At 72.8% G+C, this 13,083-nt stretch carries 9 protein-coding genes; 1 reads left to right on the top strand and 8 read right to left on the bottom strand.

Going from position 1 to position 13,083, the window contains the following annotated elements:
- Positions 1 to 67: 67 nt before the first annotated feature.
- The 3 genes from rho to thrC form a co-directional block, all read right to left on the bottom strand.
- Positions 68 to 2,065: a transcription termination factor Rho gene (gene rho / locus F5972_RS33205; RefSeq protein WP_150939464.1), complete on the bottom strand. Its 1,998-nt coding sequence runs from the start codon at positions 2,063 to 2,065 to the stop codon at positions 68 to 70.
- A gap of 413 nt (positions 2,066 to 2,478) precedes the next feature.
- Complete coding sequence (thrB, locus tag F5972_RS33210) at positions 2,479 to 3,405, bottom strand: homoserine kinase (protein WP_150939466.1); 927 nt, start codon at positions 3,403 to 3,405, stop codon at positions 2,479 to 2,481.
- Positions 3,406 to 3,443: 38 nt separating this feature from the next.
- Positions 3,444 to 4,502 (bottom strand): threonine synthase, encoded by a 1,059-nt coding sequence (gene thrC / locus F5972_RS33215; protein ID WP_150939469.1) that lies wholly within the window; start codon positions 4,500 to 4,502, stop codon positions 3,444 to 3,446.
- Between the two features lie 186 nt (positions 4,503 to 4,688).
- Here thrC and F5972_RS33220 point away from each other — a divergent pair, with 186 nt between their 5' ends.
- A complete protein-coding gene (locus F5972_RS33220; RefSeq protein WP_225312116.1) occupies positions 4,689 to 6,278 on the top strand; it encodes a glycosyltransferase in 1,590 nt (529 codons plus the stop codon).
- A gap of 15 nt (positions 6,279 to 6,293) precedes the next feature.
- Here F5972_RS33220 and F5972_RS33225 read toward each other — a convergent pair whose 3' ends face one another.
- From F5972_RS33225 to F5972_RS33245, 5 genes are all read right to left on the bottom strand, one after another.
- Positions 6,294 to 7,952, bottom strand: coding sequence for a glycosyltransferase family 2 protein (locus F5972_RS33225; protein WP_150939471.1), 1,659 nt, complete (start codon positions 7,950 to 7,952; stop codon positions 6,294 to 6,296).
- Positions 7,949 to 9,064, bottom strand: a complete 1,116-nt coding sequence (locus F5972_RS33230; protein ID WP_225312117.1) for a glycosyltransferase family 2 protein — start codon at positions 9,062 to 9,064, stop codon at positions 7,949 to 7,951. The genes F5972_RS33225 and F5972_RS33230 overlap by 4 nt, the downstream gene beginning before the upstream one ends.
- A gap of 92 nt (positions 9,065 to 9,156) precedes the next feature.
- Entirely contained in the window at positions 9,157 to 10,047 is an 891-nt protein-coding gene (locus tag F5972_RS33235; protein WP_150939473.1) for a polysaccharide deacetylase family protein, read from the bottom strand.
- Positions 10,048 to 10,129: 82 nt separating this feature from the next.
- On the bottom strand, positions 10,130 to 11,656 hold the full coding sequence (locus F5972_RS33240) for a glycosyltransferase family 39 protein (protein WP_225312118.1): 1,527 nt from the start codon (positions 11,654 to 11,656) through the stop codon (positions 10,130 to 10,132).
- A gap of 91 nt (positions 11,657 to 11,747) precedes the next feature.
- Positions 11,748 to 13,055: a homoserine dehydrogenase gene (locus F5972_RS33245; RefSeq protein WP_150939475.1), complete on the bottom strand. Its 1,308-nt coding sequence runs from the start codon at positions 13,053 to 13,055 to the stop codon at positions 11,748 to 11,750.
- Positions 13,056 to 13,083: the final 28 nt, after the last annotated feature.

Genomic DNA, 13,083 nt, shown 5'->3' on the forward strand with positions numbered 1-13,083 from the left:
GTACCCGGAGACGCGGACGCCCCGGACGGGCGGGCCGTCCGGGGCGTCCGCGAGAGCCGTGCCGGTGTCAGTCGCGGTCGTTGCTGACCGTGGTCTTCTGCACCTGGAGCAGGAACTCCGCGTTCGACTTGGTCTCCTTCATCTTCTCCAGAAGGAGCTCAAGCGCCTGCTGCATGTCGAGGGCGTGGAGCACGCGGCGGAGCTTCCAGACGATGGCCAGCTCCTCCTTGCCCATCAGGATCTCCTCCTTGCGGGTGCCGGAGGCGTCCACGTCGACCGCGGGGAAGATCCGCTTGTCGGCCAGGGAGCGGTTGAGCTTGAGCTCCGCGTTGCCGGTGCCCTTGAACTCCTCGAAGATGACCTCGTCCATCTTGGACCCGGTCTCGACGAGGGCCGTGGCGAGGATCGTCAGCGAGCCGCCGTTCTCGATGTTGCGGGCGGCGCCGAAGAACCGCTTCGGCGGGTAGAGCGCGGTCGAGTCGACACCACCGGACAGGATCCGGCCGCTCGCGGGCGCCGCGAGGTTGTAGGCGCGCCCGAGGCGGGTGATCGAGTCGAGCAGGACGACGACGTCGTGCCCCAGCTCCACCAGCCGCTTGGCCCGCTCGATGGCGAGTTCCGCGACGGTGGTGTGGTCCTCGGCCGGACGGTCGAAGGTCGAGTGGATGACCTCGCCCTTGACCGACCGCTGCATGTCGGTGACCTCTTCCGGACGCTCGTCCACGAGGACGACCATCAGGTGGCACTCCGGGTTGTTGCGGGTGATCGCGTTGGCGATCGCCTGGAGCACCATCGTCTTGCCGGCCTTGGGCGGCGACACGATGAGCCCGCGCTGACCCTTGCCGATCGGCGCCACGAGGTCGATGATCCGGGTGGTCAGGACGTTCGGCTCGGTCTCCAGGCGCAGCCGCTCCTGCGGGTAGAGCGGCGTGAGCTTGTTGAAGTCGGGGCGCTGGCGGGCCTGCTCCGGGTCCATGCCGTTGACGGTGTCGAGGCGGACGAGCGCGTTGAACTTCTCGCGCCGCTCGCCGTCCCTCGGCTGCCGGACGGCGCCGGTGACGACGTCGCCCTTGCGCAGGCCGTTGCGGCGGATCTGGGCGAGCGAGACGTACACGTCGTTCGCGCCGGGCAGGTAGCCGCTGGTGCGCACGAAGGCGTAGTTGTCGAGGATGTCGAGGATTCCGGCGATCGGGATCAGGACGTCGTCCTCACTGATCACCGGCTCGTTGCCCTCGAAGCGGTCGCGCCCGCGGCGCCCCCGCTCCCGGAAGCGGCCACGACGCCCGCGGCTGTCGTCGCCCTGGTCGCCCTTGCCGTCGGAGCGGTTGTCCTGACGGTTGTCCTGGCGGCCGTCTCCACGACTGTCACCACGACTGTCGCCACGGTTGTCGCCACGGGTCTGCTGGTCGCGGCGGCCCGGGCCGTCGCCGCCGTCGGCGACGCGCTGCTCACCCCGCTGGTCGCCACGCTGGTCGCCACGGCTCTCACGGCTCTCGCGGCCGTCGCGGTCTCCGCGCTCCCGGCTCCGCTCGCCGCGCGTGCGGCGCTCCCGGCGCTCGCCGCGCTCGGGCCGCTCGCCACGCACGTCGGACGGCGCGGACTCGGCCTGCGGCTCGGAGACCACGGCGGCGGATCCGTTCTGCGCGGGCTCGGCGACCACGGCGGGCGCGTGCTCGATCGCGGGGCGCTCCTCGCGCGGCGCGACGACGGGCTCGGCGGCGGTCACGGGCTCGGCGGGCGCCGCCACGGGCGCGGCCGAGCGGGAACGTTCCCTGCGGGTACGGGCGGGGCGCTCCGCGACGGCGGGCGCCGCCTCCGCGGCGGCCTTCGGCTCGGCCGCGGCCTCTCCCGTTCCGCCCTGCTTCTCCTGGATGGCCGAGATGAGCTGGCTCTTGCGCATCCGTCCGGTCCCCGTGATGCCGAGGCTGGTCGCCAGGGCCTGAAGCTCGGGGAGCACCATGCCTGCCAGGCCCGTGCCGGAGCGACGTCGCGGACGGGCCGGGGCGGAAGTGGGGGTGTCGCCGGCGGCCTGGCCGTCGGAGAGGAGTTCGGTGGTGTCGCTCAACTAAGGGTCCTTCCCAGGGGTCGGGCGCCAGAATCGTGCGTCCAGGCGTCCCGGTGATGCGACCCGGCGGGACAGACCGGGTCGGGCTTCGCGAATCTCATGTGTCGGTGACCCTCGGGATTCGCGAGCGGTAGGTGCCCGGGGGCGATCCCCCGGATTGCCGCCACCGACCAGATGTCTTGGTGGTTCGAACGCGCATGTCTCCGAGAGCGCCGCCTCCGGCCATGCCACCCGAGGGTGTGCCGACTGGAGGAAACGGTTTCGGGGAAATCGCCTTGCCCGCGTCGCGGGACGCGAGACGAAGTGCAGCGATGAACGAATGACAAGCACGCACCCAACACGGGGGCACCTGGTGCGGCTATCAGCCTAACATCACCAGCGCGCACAGCTATTCCCTGAAGGTCGAAGAAACATCAGCGTGTCTCGGGAAACCGAACGAACGCACCAGACGGGTCGACGTTCATTGGCTGGATGTGCCAGTCATTACCCACTTCTGCCGCGATCAAATCCTTGGTTCCCGTTGTCGTCAACGCGAGCACCGTCGGACCTGCCCCCGAGACCACGGCGGGCACCCCCGCCGTACGGAGCCGTCGCACCAGGTCGGCGGTGCGCGGCATCGCCGGCGCTCGGTACTTCTGGTGCAGGCGGTCCTCGGTGGCGGCGAGCAGAAGGCCGGGTTCCGGTCTCCCCGTGAGCGCCGCGACGAGCAGAGCCGCCCGTCCCGCGTTGGCCGCCGCGTCCGAGTGCGGTACGTCCTTCGGCAGCAGCCCCCGTGCCTCCTCCGTGGACAACCGGAAATCCGGGATCAGCGCCACCGGCCGGACGTCCTCGTGCGGAGTCAGTTTCACCATACTCGCCACCCCCGACTGGTCGGTCCAGGCGATGGTGAGCCCGCCCGCCAGGCACGGCGCCACGTTGTCGGGATGCCCTTCCAGCTCGGTGGCCAGCGCGAACACGTCCGCATCCGGAAGATCTTCCGCGCCGCGCCCCCGCGCGAGGGCGCGGGCGGCGAGGATACCCGCGCAGATCGCGGCGGACGAGGAGCCGAGCCCGCGCGCGTGCGGAATCCGGTTGCGGCACCGCAGTTCGACGCCGGCCGGCTGGGCGAACCCCATGCGGTCGAAGGTGGCGCGCATGGTCCTGACGACGAGGTGGCCCTCGCCGTCGTCGAGTTCGCCGGCGCCGTGGCCCTCCACCTCGATCCGAACGCCGGGCGAATCGGAGATCGCCGCCTCCACCTCGTCGTACAGGTCGAGGGCGAGGCCGAGGCTGTCGAAGCCCGGGCCGAGGTTGGCGCTCGTCGCGGGCACGCGTACGACGACGCCGTGACTGTCGGTCAATTCGTCACCTGGAGATGTGCTGAGTGTCAGAGAGCGGGTCAGGCGAGTCCCAGCGCCGCCGCGGCCGCGTAGGCGTCGGTCGGGATCGTCACCGGAGCGGGAGCGCCGGAGATGGCCCAGTCCGGGTCCTTCAGGCCGTTGCCGGTCACGGTGCAGACGACCCGCTGTCCGGCCGTGAGCAGGCCCTGCTCGTGGGCCTGCAGCAGGCCGGCGACGCTCGCGGCCGAGGCGAGCTCGACGAACACGCCCTCCTCCTGCGCGAGCAGCTTGTACGCCGCGGCGATCTGGCGGTCGGTCACGGCCTGGATGTCGCCGCCGGACTCGTCGCGGGCGGCCTCGGCGAGCCGCCACGAGGCGGGGTTGCCGATCCTGATCGCCGTGGCGATCGTCTGCGGATGGGTGACCGGGGAGCCGCCGACGATCGGCGCCGCGCCGCTGGCCTGGAATCCCAGCATGCGGGGACGCTTGGTGGCCACGCCGTCCTCGGCGTACTCCTTGTAGCCCATCCAGTAGGCCGAGATGTTGCCGGCGTTGCCGACCGGGATGCAGTGGACGTCCGGCGCGTCGCCGAGCGCGTCGACGATCTCGAAGGCCGCCGTCTTCTGGCCCTGCAGGCGGTGCGGGTTGACGGAGTTGACCAGCGCGATCGGGTACGTCTCCGCGAGCTTCCTGGTCATCTCCAGGCAGTCGTCGAAGGAGCCCTCGACCTGGAGCAGCTTCGCGCCGTGGACCAGCGCCTGGGCCAGCTTGCCCATCGCGATCTTCCCGCGCGGCACGAGGACGGCGCAGGTCAGCCCGGCCCGTACGGCGTAGGCGGCGGCCGAGGCGCTGGTGTTGCCGGTGGAGGCGCAGATGACCGCCTGGGCGCCCTCCTCGACGGCCTTGCTGATCGCGAGGGTCATGCCGCGGTCCTTGAAGCTGCCGGTGGGGTTGAGACCCTCGACCTTCAGATGAACGTCACATCCCGTGATCTCGGACACCCGCCTGGCGGGGACGAGCGGCGTGCCGCCTTCCAGCAGGGTCACCACGGGCGTCGTCGCGGAGACCGGCAGACGGTCGCGGTACTCCTCGATAAGGCCACGCCAAGCCCTGAACATGGTTGCTCCTCCCACGCGTGCGGACGCGTGTAACCAGGGGTATCGGTCACCGAGTCTACGGCCAACCGTTTGACGTGCGGACTCCGTTGTCCACCGACTGGACATATTGGGCGTCACCTTAGGGAACCGTCAGTCGCTTTCGCTAGTCTGGGCCAGCCCTTTGACCACCGCTGTGAAGGACGAGGATTGGCCCACCTGACGGGCGTGGAGCCCCGGCCGAGGATTCGCCACAACGACTACTCTCCGCTCACGCCGCCGCCCCTCGGCGGCTGGAGTCCCACGCTCGGCGCGAGCGTCGTGATCCCCGCGCACGGCGGGCAGCACCGCCTCGACCTGACGCTGGCCGCGCTGGCCGCGCAGACCTATCCCGCGCGTCTCACCGAGGTGATCGTGGTGGACGACCGCAGCGATCCCCCGCTGCGCCTGCCCGATCTGCGGCCGGAGAACACGAGAATCGTCCCTGTGCCGGACGGCGGGTGGGGCGCCGGGCACGCGATGAACACCGGCATCGCGGCGGCCGAGGGAGAGATCGTGCAGCGCCTCGACGCCGACATGGTGATCTCGCGTGAGCACCTGGAGGCGCTGTTCCGCTGGCACCACCTCACCGACTACCTCGTCACCATCGGCGGCAAGAGGTTCGCCGAGGAGCCCGCGCTCACTCCCGGCCAGGTCAACGACGCCGTACGGCACGGCTCGCCGGAGGACCTGTTCGACCCGTCGGCGCTGGTGTCCAGTTCGACCGAGGAGACCATCCGCCGCCTCGACGGCCTGCGGGCCAGCAAGAACCCCTACCAGGTCTGCACCGGGCCGACGGTCTCCCTGCGGCGGACCCTGCTGGACGAGGTCCGGGGCTTCGATCCCGAGGTCGTGCGCGGCCAGGACACCGAGTTCGCCTACCGGCTCGCCCAGGCGGGGGCCGTCTTCGTCCCCGACCCGGAGGCCCGCGCCGTCCACCTCGGCCTGCCCGCGCAGCGCGGCGAGCACGGCAGGGCGATCGTCCGGCTGGTCGAGGCTCACCTGGCGCACCGGGTGCCGCTCCGCCGCGACCTGCGCAAGGAGCCCGGCCGGCGGTGGCGCGTGCCGTACGTGGAGGTCGTCTTCGACGTGACCGGGGCGGACGAGCCGCGGATCGCCGCGGCGGTCGACGCGGTGCTGCGCGGCACGCTCACGGACGTCGCGGTGACGCTGACCGGCCCCTGGACGCTGCTCGACGGGGACCGCAGGTGGGCGCCGGGGACCGAGGCGTTCGACCTCGCCCTGGTGCGGGCGGCGTTCGGGCACGACGCGCGGGTGCGGTTCGCCGAGAGCGCGGCGCCGACGGCCGCGCCCGTCCCCTTCCGCTACACCGCGCCGATCGACGCGCCACCCTCTGCGGCGCTGCTGGAACGGGCGGTCAAGGCGATGCTGGAGGAACGCCTCGGCCTGCTGGTGCTGGAGGCGCCCGGCGGCCGGACGGCCACGCTGGAGCGGACCGAGGCCGTCGCCCGCGCCCGCCTCCTCGCCGCGCCCGGAGAGGCGATCGCCGACGTCGTCGCCCAGACCCACGGCGTACGGCACGCCACGCCGAATCAGTTCGACAAGGTTTCGACGACCGGCCGCGAACCGGCCGCCCAGTCCACCCAGTCCGCCCAGTCCACCCAGTCGGCGCAGCCCGTCCGGACGACGCAGACCGGGTCCGGCACGCCGGGCGGCGGCGGGGCTGCGGATGGGAACGCCAAGGCACGACCGGAGGAGCAGGCGCCGCGGGCGCGCCGGGGCCTGTTCCGCCGTTCCTGACGCGGGGAGACGCGGTCAGGACTTCTTGAAGGTGAAGGGCCGGGTGAGGCCCCGGGCGATGCCGCGCAGGCCCTGGCTCTGGCTCTGCCCCTGGGTGCGGCGCAGCGCGGAGATCTGCTTGCGCAGGGCGCCGATCTCCCGGCGGAACTCGACGGCCGACTTGCGCCACCGCCCCGCCTCGTCGCGCCACTTGGCGACCTGGCCGCGCAGTCGCTCGACCTCATTGGTGAGCCGCTCGACCTCGGCCTGCGCCGACACCCGCGCCCGGTAGGCCGCGCGGGGGTTCAGGTAGGGCGCGGCCTCGCCGAAGGCCCGGAAGCCGAGCGTCTCGCCGTCGGCCCAGTAGGTGCCGAACATCTCGTCCACGAGGTCGTCGGCGTTCTCGCCCTCGGCCGCGATCAGGGCGGCGCGGGCGAAGGCCTCGGTGCGCTCCAGGCGGGCGGCGACAATCCCCTTGGCGTCCTCGGCCAGGAGCACGCTGACCAGCCCGCGCTCCCGCCCGCGCAGCACTTCGAGCAGCCGGCCGAGGGTGTCCTCGCCCGGCGACCAGCCCGGCGGGACGCGCAGGCGGTACGGCGACGTGGTGTCGGGCGGCGTCGTGGCCAGCCGTACGCGGCCCTCGTGCGCGTAGTGCGCGCGCAGCAGCACCAGATCCAGGCGCGGGTCCCTGAGCGGGGCGCGCTGTTCGGGCGCGAGTTCGTCCCACGGGCCGGTCAGGACGACGGCGAGGTCGGTCACGGTGCCGGCCAGCACGCCGTCCACGGTCGCGCGGACCTCGTCGTACGACCCCGCCGTCGCGTCGACGACGACCTCGACCTGCGGGATCTTCCACTGCCGGGAGGGATGGGTGCGCAGCCACCGGTAGCCGGGGACGCGGTCGGTCACCAGGGCGTGGCTGACCCGGCTGATCCGCTCGCTGTCGCGCATGCGCATGGACGGCCCGAGGTGGTACGCCCTGGCCTGGGGGTCGGGGATGAAGACCGCCCCCGCCTGCGCCAGCCGGTAGCCCATCTCGGTGTCCTGGCCGAGGATCATCTCGGGGTCCATCGCCCCGGCCCGCTCGAACAGCCTGACGTTCGCCGACGACGCGCCGCCGATGTGGATGCTGAACGGCCGCGGCGAGCGGGTCAGCCCCTGCGACCGCTCGACCAGGTCCTCGATCCAGGCGTGCGGCTCGGCGGGCTCGAACAGCGTGGCCAGATCGTCCGTGCCCGCGACCTCCTCGGGAGCGGGCAGCGCCGCGGTGCTGAAGCGCAGATAGGAGGTGACCGACAGATAGGGCGCGAGGTGGTGCCAGCGCATGTGGGCCTCCACCTCCGCACGCTCCGGCACGACGTCGGAGTCCATCCAGTGGATGACGTCCCCCGTCGCGGCGGCCAGGCCGGCGTTGCGCGCCCTGGCCCGGCCGGGCGCCTCGCACACCAGCAGCCGCGTGCCGCGCGGCCGGATCTCCGGCAGGCGCAGCGGCGGGTCGCTGCCGTTGTCGACGACGATCACTTCGAGCAGGTCGGCCGGGTACGTCTGGGCGGCCAGCCCGGCGAGCGTGAGGTCGAGCTTCTCCTGGGCTCCGTACGCCGGGATGACGACGCTCGCCCGCAGACTCGGCGTCCACGCCGATCCGAGCGCGGGCGGCTCCAGAACGGTGTAGTCGTTTCCCCTGATGCGTGGCGTCATGGCGTGTCCAGAAGCAGACTCGGGCGAAAACCGCGCCATTGGTTCGTCGCGACTCGCAGGAAGTGGGCAAGGGGAAGGTTCCAGGTGTGGTCGGCGCTGAGGGACCGCCGCAGGACGTAGCCGAGGCCGTGCGTGCGGTAGATCCGCCCGCCCGCCTCCTCGACGGCGCGCCGCAGGTGGGCGTCCTCTCCCCGGTCCTGCGGCCCGAAGCCGCCGACCTCCTCCAGCAGGTCGCGGCCGAGCAGGATCGTGCCTCCCGCGACGTGGTCGGTCCACACCTCGCTGCTGTAGTCGGTGCGGCGGATCGTGGCGTCCAGAGGCTGGAGGTAGAAGAACTCGGGAGCGGTCCCGACCAGGTCGGCGCCCGAGTAGGTCATGGCCAGCAGCAGGTCCGACAGGTGCTCGGGGCCGTACCAGTCGTCGTCGTCCCACTTGGTGACGATGCCGGTGGACGCTCGCGCGGCCGCCTCGTTGAGGACCGTTCCGAGCGGCGCCCGCTCGGCGGCCTCGACCACGGTGACGGGACGCGGGAACTCCTCGACCGCCTGCCGAACCCGCGCCGCGGGGAAGCCGTGCAGCGCGACGACCACCTCGAAGTCCACCCCGCGCTGGCGGGCCATCTGCCGCAGCGCGTCGCCGACGTACTGCGGCCGCCGCGTGGCCATGACGACGGTGACCGGCGCCGGGTTCGCGGCGACTCCCCGGGCGCGCAGTGCGTGCCTGCGGAGGCGCACGCTGTGCTCCTCCCGGCGCAGGTCGGCGACCGACGCCGGGGTACCGTCGCCGGACTCGGGCGTCCAGGCCGCGGCGAGCCGGGCGAGGACCGGATCGGCCTCGCGCACCCATGGGGGCGGGTCCGGGCAGGTCAGCGGCACTCCCGCGGCGGCGAGCGCGGCCACCGGCTCGAACGCTCCGGCGACGGGCCGCGCGGGCCACTCGACCGTCAGCCCGCGCAGCGGCCGGAGTTCCTCGACGTCGGCGGGTCGCGGCGAGCCGGGCAGCGGGCGGTCTCCCGCCATCCAGCTCTCACCGCTCCAGGACAGTGTGGCGGTCTCCTGGGTGGGACTCCTGGTGAAGCCGTACGGCGAGCACAGCTCCGTCGCGACCGTCACGTGTCCCTCCCGCTCGTCTCTTTACGAGGTTTGTGGACTTATATCATCAGAAACTGGTAAGAACCTGTGACTTTGAGGCCCCGGACCGTCTCTCACATGTCGTCGGGGACCGGCCAGACCTTTCCGCCGACGAGGTCGCCCAGCGCCCTCACCTGGATCTTCCCCGCCTTCCGCTGCCGCGCCACCCAGTCGATGAAGGCCGCGAACTCCTTCGGCGCCGTCGCGTACTGGTCCCTCGGGTTGTTCTTGATCTCGTGGAAGACGAAGGTGACCAGCCCCGGGGCGCCCTCCTGCTGGGCCCGGGTGACGAAGCCCTCCAGTGTGCGGGCCGTACGCGGCAGGCGGGTCTGGCTGGTGGCACGCACGGCGGCGAGGTCCACTGGCGGCAGCTTCTCGGCGATCGGGCACGACTGGCAGCTGTCGGGCCGGTAGAGGCCGTTGATGCCGCGTGCGGTGGTGTAGCCGCACCGCATGGCGAGCTGCTTGGTGGTCTCGTCGTAGTCGCCGAAGGGATAGGCGAACGAGCGAGCGGCGAAGCCCAGCTTCAGCAGCGCCCGCCTGTCGTCGCAGATCTCGCTCTGCTGCACGGACTCGGACTCGTCCGACAGGTGCGGATGACGAAGGGTGTGGCCGCCGATCTCGTGGCCGGCCCGCGCGATGGCGCGTAGGGCCGGCACGCTCAGATATCTGCGGGAAGTGCCGAGGCGCGCGCTGTTGACGTAGAAGGTGCCCTTGAGGCCGCGCTTGCTCAGCATCTTCGCCACGGCCAGGTGGTCGGCCGTCCCGTCGTCGAACGTGAGCGCCACGATGGGCACCCCGCTCCTGGCCGCCTGCCGCGTGCCGTGAGCGGGGGCGGTCGCATGCCGGGCGGCGTGCGCGGCCGCCTGCCCCGAGGAGGGAACGCCGGCCGCCCCGGCGGGGGCCTGCTGGAGCCCCGCGACCGACGCCGCGGCGACGAGACAGGCCGGTACGAGTCTCTTCACCGTAAGTCGCATAGGGGAAGACTTTACTTGCATCGGGCAATCACTTTGCCGTCACCTCGGCGATCGGGTATCGCCGAGGTGGTCATTTTCCGCCCCGCCCGCGTTCGAACAGCGCGACGGTCAGACCGGGCAGTTCGGCGGAGTGCCAGGCGGTGGACAGCCGGAATCCCGTCGCGCGCACGGCCGCCACCCGCCGGATCCTCGTCCCCTCCAGGCCGGCCTGTTTGGTCCCCCGCCAGACGACCCAGACCCGGCGGCGCCCGGCCAGGGCGTCCGCGAGGCCGGGTTTCTCCGCGTACTCGAAGGCCGGGCCGCGCCCTGCGAAGAGCACGTCGTCCGGGAGCCCGTCGCGGCCGTAGTAGCCGAATCCGGTGCGCAGCCTGCTCTGGCCGTACACGATGGCGTCGCCGGGGCGCTCCTGCGCCCTGATCACGTCCACCGCTCCGGGGAAGTCCTCGTAGTGGCCGTTCCGCCGCCGGTAGTCGGCCTGCGCGGGCAGCCCCAGCACCGTGACGGCCAGGACGGACGGCACGGCCACCAGCGCGGTGGTGCGGGCGGAAGACGGGCGGACGGAGGCGAGGGCCACGCCGCCCGCCAGCGCCAGCGCGGGCGCGGCGACGAACACGTAGCGGTCCACGTAGGCGGGGGTCACCAGCGCGTCGACCGCGAGCAGCAGCAGCGGCGGGAGGACGAGCCAGCCGCCGATGAGCACTCCCCAGGGGACGGACGCGCGCAGCAGGATCACCACCCCCGCCACGGCGAGGGCGAACAACACCGGCCCGGCGAGATCGGAGCCCGCGACGTGCTTGGGCACCTTCAGCAGCACCTCGGGCCCGTGCGGCTCGATCCAGCTGATCGCGGCGCGCTCACCCCATCCCACCAGCCCGAGGATCGCGACGGGGACGCACCCCGCGGCCATCGCGGGGACGACCCTGGCCGACACCGTACGGAGGGGCAGCGCCAGCAGGGCGGCCAGGAACTGCGCCGGGAGCACCAGGACCGAGAACAGGTGCGTGCAGCCGAGCAGGGCCACCGCGGCCGCGTACGCGCCCGCCCGGCCCCAGGTGGGCGCGTCCGCCACCCGGTGCAGCGCCCAGGCCGAGACGACGGCCGCCGCGGCCGCGAAGGCGTACGGCCGGGCGTTCGCCCCGTGGAAGGACACCGACGGCAGCACCGCGAACAGCGCGGCGGCCGCCGTTCCGGCACGCGGGCCGGCGAGCCTGCGGCCGAGGTCGGCCAGGAAGCCGGCCGCGACGCCCGCCGCCAGGGCCGACGGCAGGCGCAGCCACCACTCGGCCTCCCCGAGGAGGGACCAGAGGTGGATGAGCAGGTAGTAGGGCAGGAAGTGGCCGTCGACGTGCTGAACGAGCGTCCACAGGCCACTCAGCGGCCGGGCCACCGCGGCGCTGTAGGTCGCCACCTCGTCTCCCGACAGCGACGCCGTGCCGCCGGAAACGGCGACGCCGGTGGTCACGAGGCCCGCGACGAGCGGCGTCCACCGCGAGCGCCCGGGCCGTCCGGGCCGTCCCGCCGCGGCCCCGGCCGCCCCGTCGCCGTCCGTACGGGCCGCCTCGCCCGTAACCACGCTCTCCCCCGATGAAGTGATCACTTCAACGAGGTTAGGGACCTCCCGTTTCCACCGGCACGAAGATCCATAAGGCCGTTACCGGATCGAGTCGTCACTCCGTCAGGAAGGAGGGTCAGGGGGCCTCGTCGCCCTCCACGCGCATCACGCTGGCGACCGCCCGGACGATGTCCAGTTCGCGCAGGTCCTCGATCGTGCCGGACAGGGCCGCGTCGCTGGCCCGGTGGGTGACCAGCACGAGCCGGGCGTCGTCGCCCCGCCCCTCCTGCCGCACCGTCTGGATCGACACGTCGCGCCGGGCGAAGGTGTCGGCCACCCGGGCGAGCACGCCGGGCTTGTCCGCCACGTCCAGCGACACGTGGTAGCGGGTCACGCTGTCGCCCATCGGGTGGACCTTGAGGTCGGCGTACGTCGACTCCTCGGGGCCGCGGGTGCCGGCGAGGCGGTTGCGCGCCACCGCGACGATGTCGCCCAGCACGGCGCTGGCGGTCGGCGCGCCGCCCGCGCCCGCGCCGTAGAACATCAGCCGCCCGGCCGACTCGGCCTCCACGAAGACGGCGTTGTACGCCTCCCGGACCCCCGCGAGGGGGTGGGACCTCGGGATCATGGCGGGGTGCACGCGGACGCCGGCCGACCGGCCGTCGTCGGAGCGGGCGCAGATGGCCAGCAGCTTGATGACGTAGCCCATGCCCTTGGCGGAGGCGACGTCGGCCGCGGTGATGTCCGTGATGCCCTCACGGTAGACGTCGGCGGCCGTCACCCGGCTGTGGAAGGCGATGCCCGCGAGGATCGCGGCCTTGGCCGCGGCGTCGAAGCCCTCGACGTCGGCCGTCGGGTCCGCCTCGGCGTATCCCAGCGCCTGGGCCTCCTCCAGGGCGTCGGTGAACGAGGCGCCGGTGGAGTCCATCTTGTCGAGGATGTAGTTGGTCGTGCCGTTGACGATGCCCAGCACGCGGCGCACCCGGTCACCGGCCATCGACTCGCGGAGCGGCCGCAGCAGCGGGATGGCCCCGGCCACGCTCGCCTCGAAGTAGAGGTCGGCGCCGTTCTCCCGGGCGGCCCGGTGGATCGTCGCGCCGTCCTCGGCCAGCAGCGCCTTGTTGGCGCTGACCACGGACTTGCCCCGCGCCATGGCGGCGAGGATCAGCGAGCGGGCGGGCTCGATCCCGCCGATCACCTCGACGACGATGTCGACGTCGTCACGGGTGACGAGGGCCTCGGCGTCGGTCGTGAGCAGCGCGGGGTCGACCTCGGCGTCCCGCTTGCGGCCCAGCCTGCGTACGGCGACGCCGGCCAGCCTCAGCGGCGCTCCGACACGGGCGGCGAGATCGTCGGCCTGCTCGCCGAGCAGGCGCACGACCTGCGACCCGACGACGCCGCAGCCCAGCAGCGCGACCCCGAGCGCCGGTTTGGCGTTACTCACGACCCCTCCTCGCTTCGCCGCCGGACCG

Origin of the sequence: Microbispora cellulosiformans (assembly GCF_008728085.1) — a bacterium.
Classification (GTDB): Bacteria; Actinomycetota; Actinomycetes; order Streptosporangiales; family Streptosporangiaceae; genus Microbispora; species Microbispora amethystogenes.

Bases quoted from the DNA above. Each gene is read 5' to 3' on its own strand.
- thrC (WP_150939469.1), bottom strand. From the start codon at position 4,502: ATGTTCAGGGCTTGGCGTGGCCTTATCGAGGAGTACCGCGACCGTCTG.
- F5972_RS33225 (WP_150939471.1), bottom strand. From the start codon at position 7,952: ATGACGCCACGCATCAGGGGAAACGACTACACCGTTCTGGAGCCGCCC.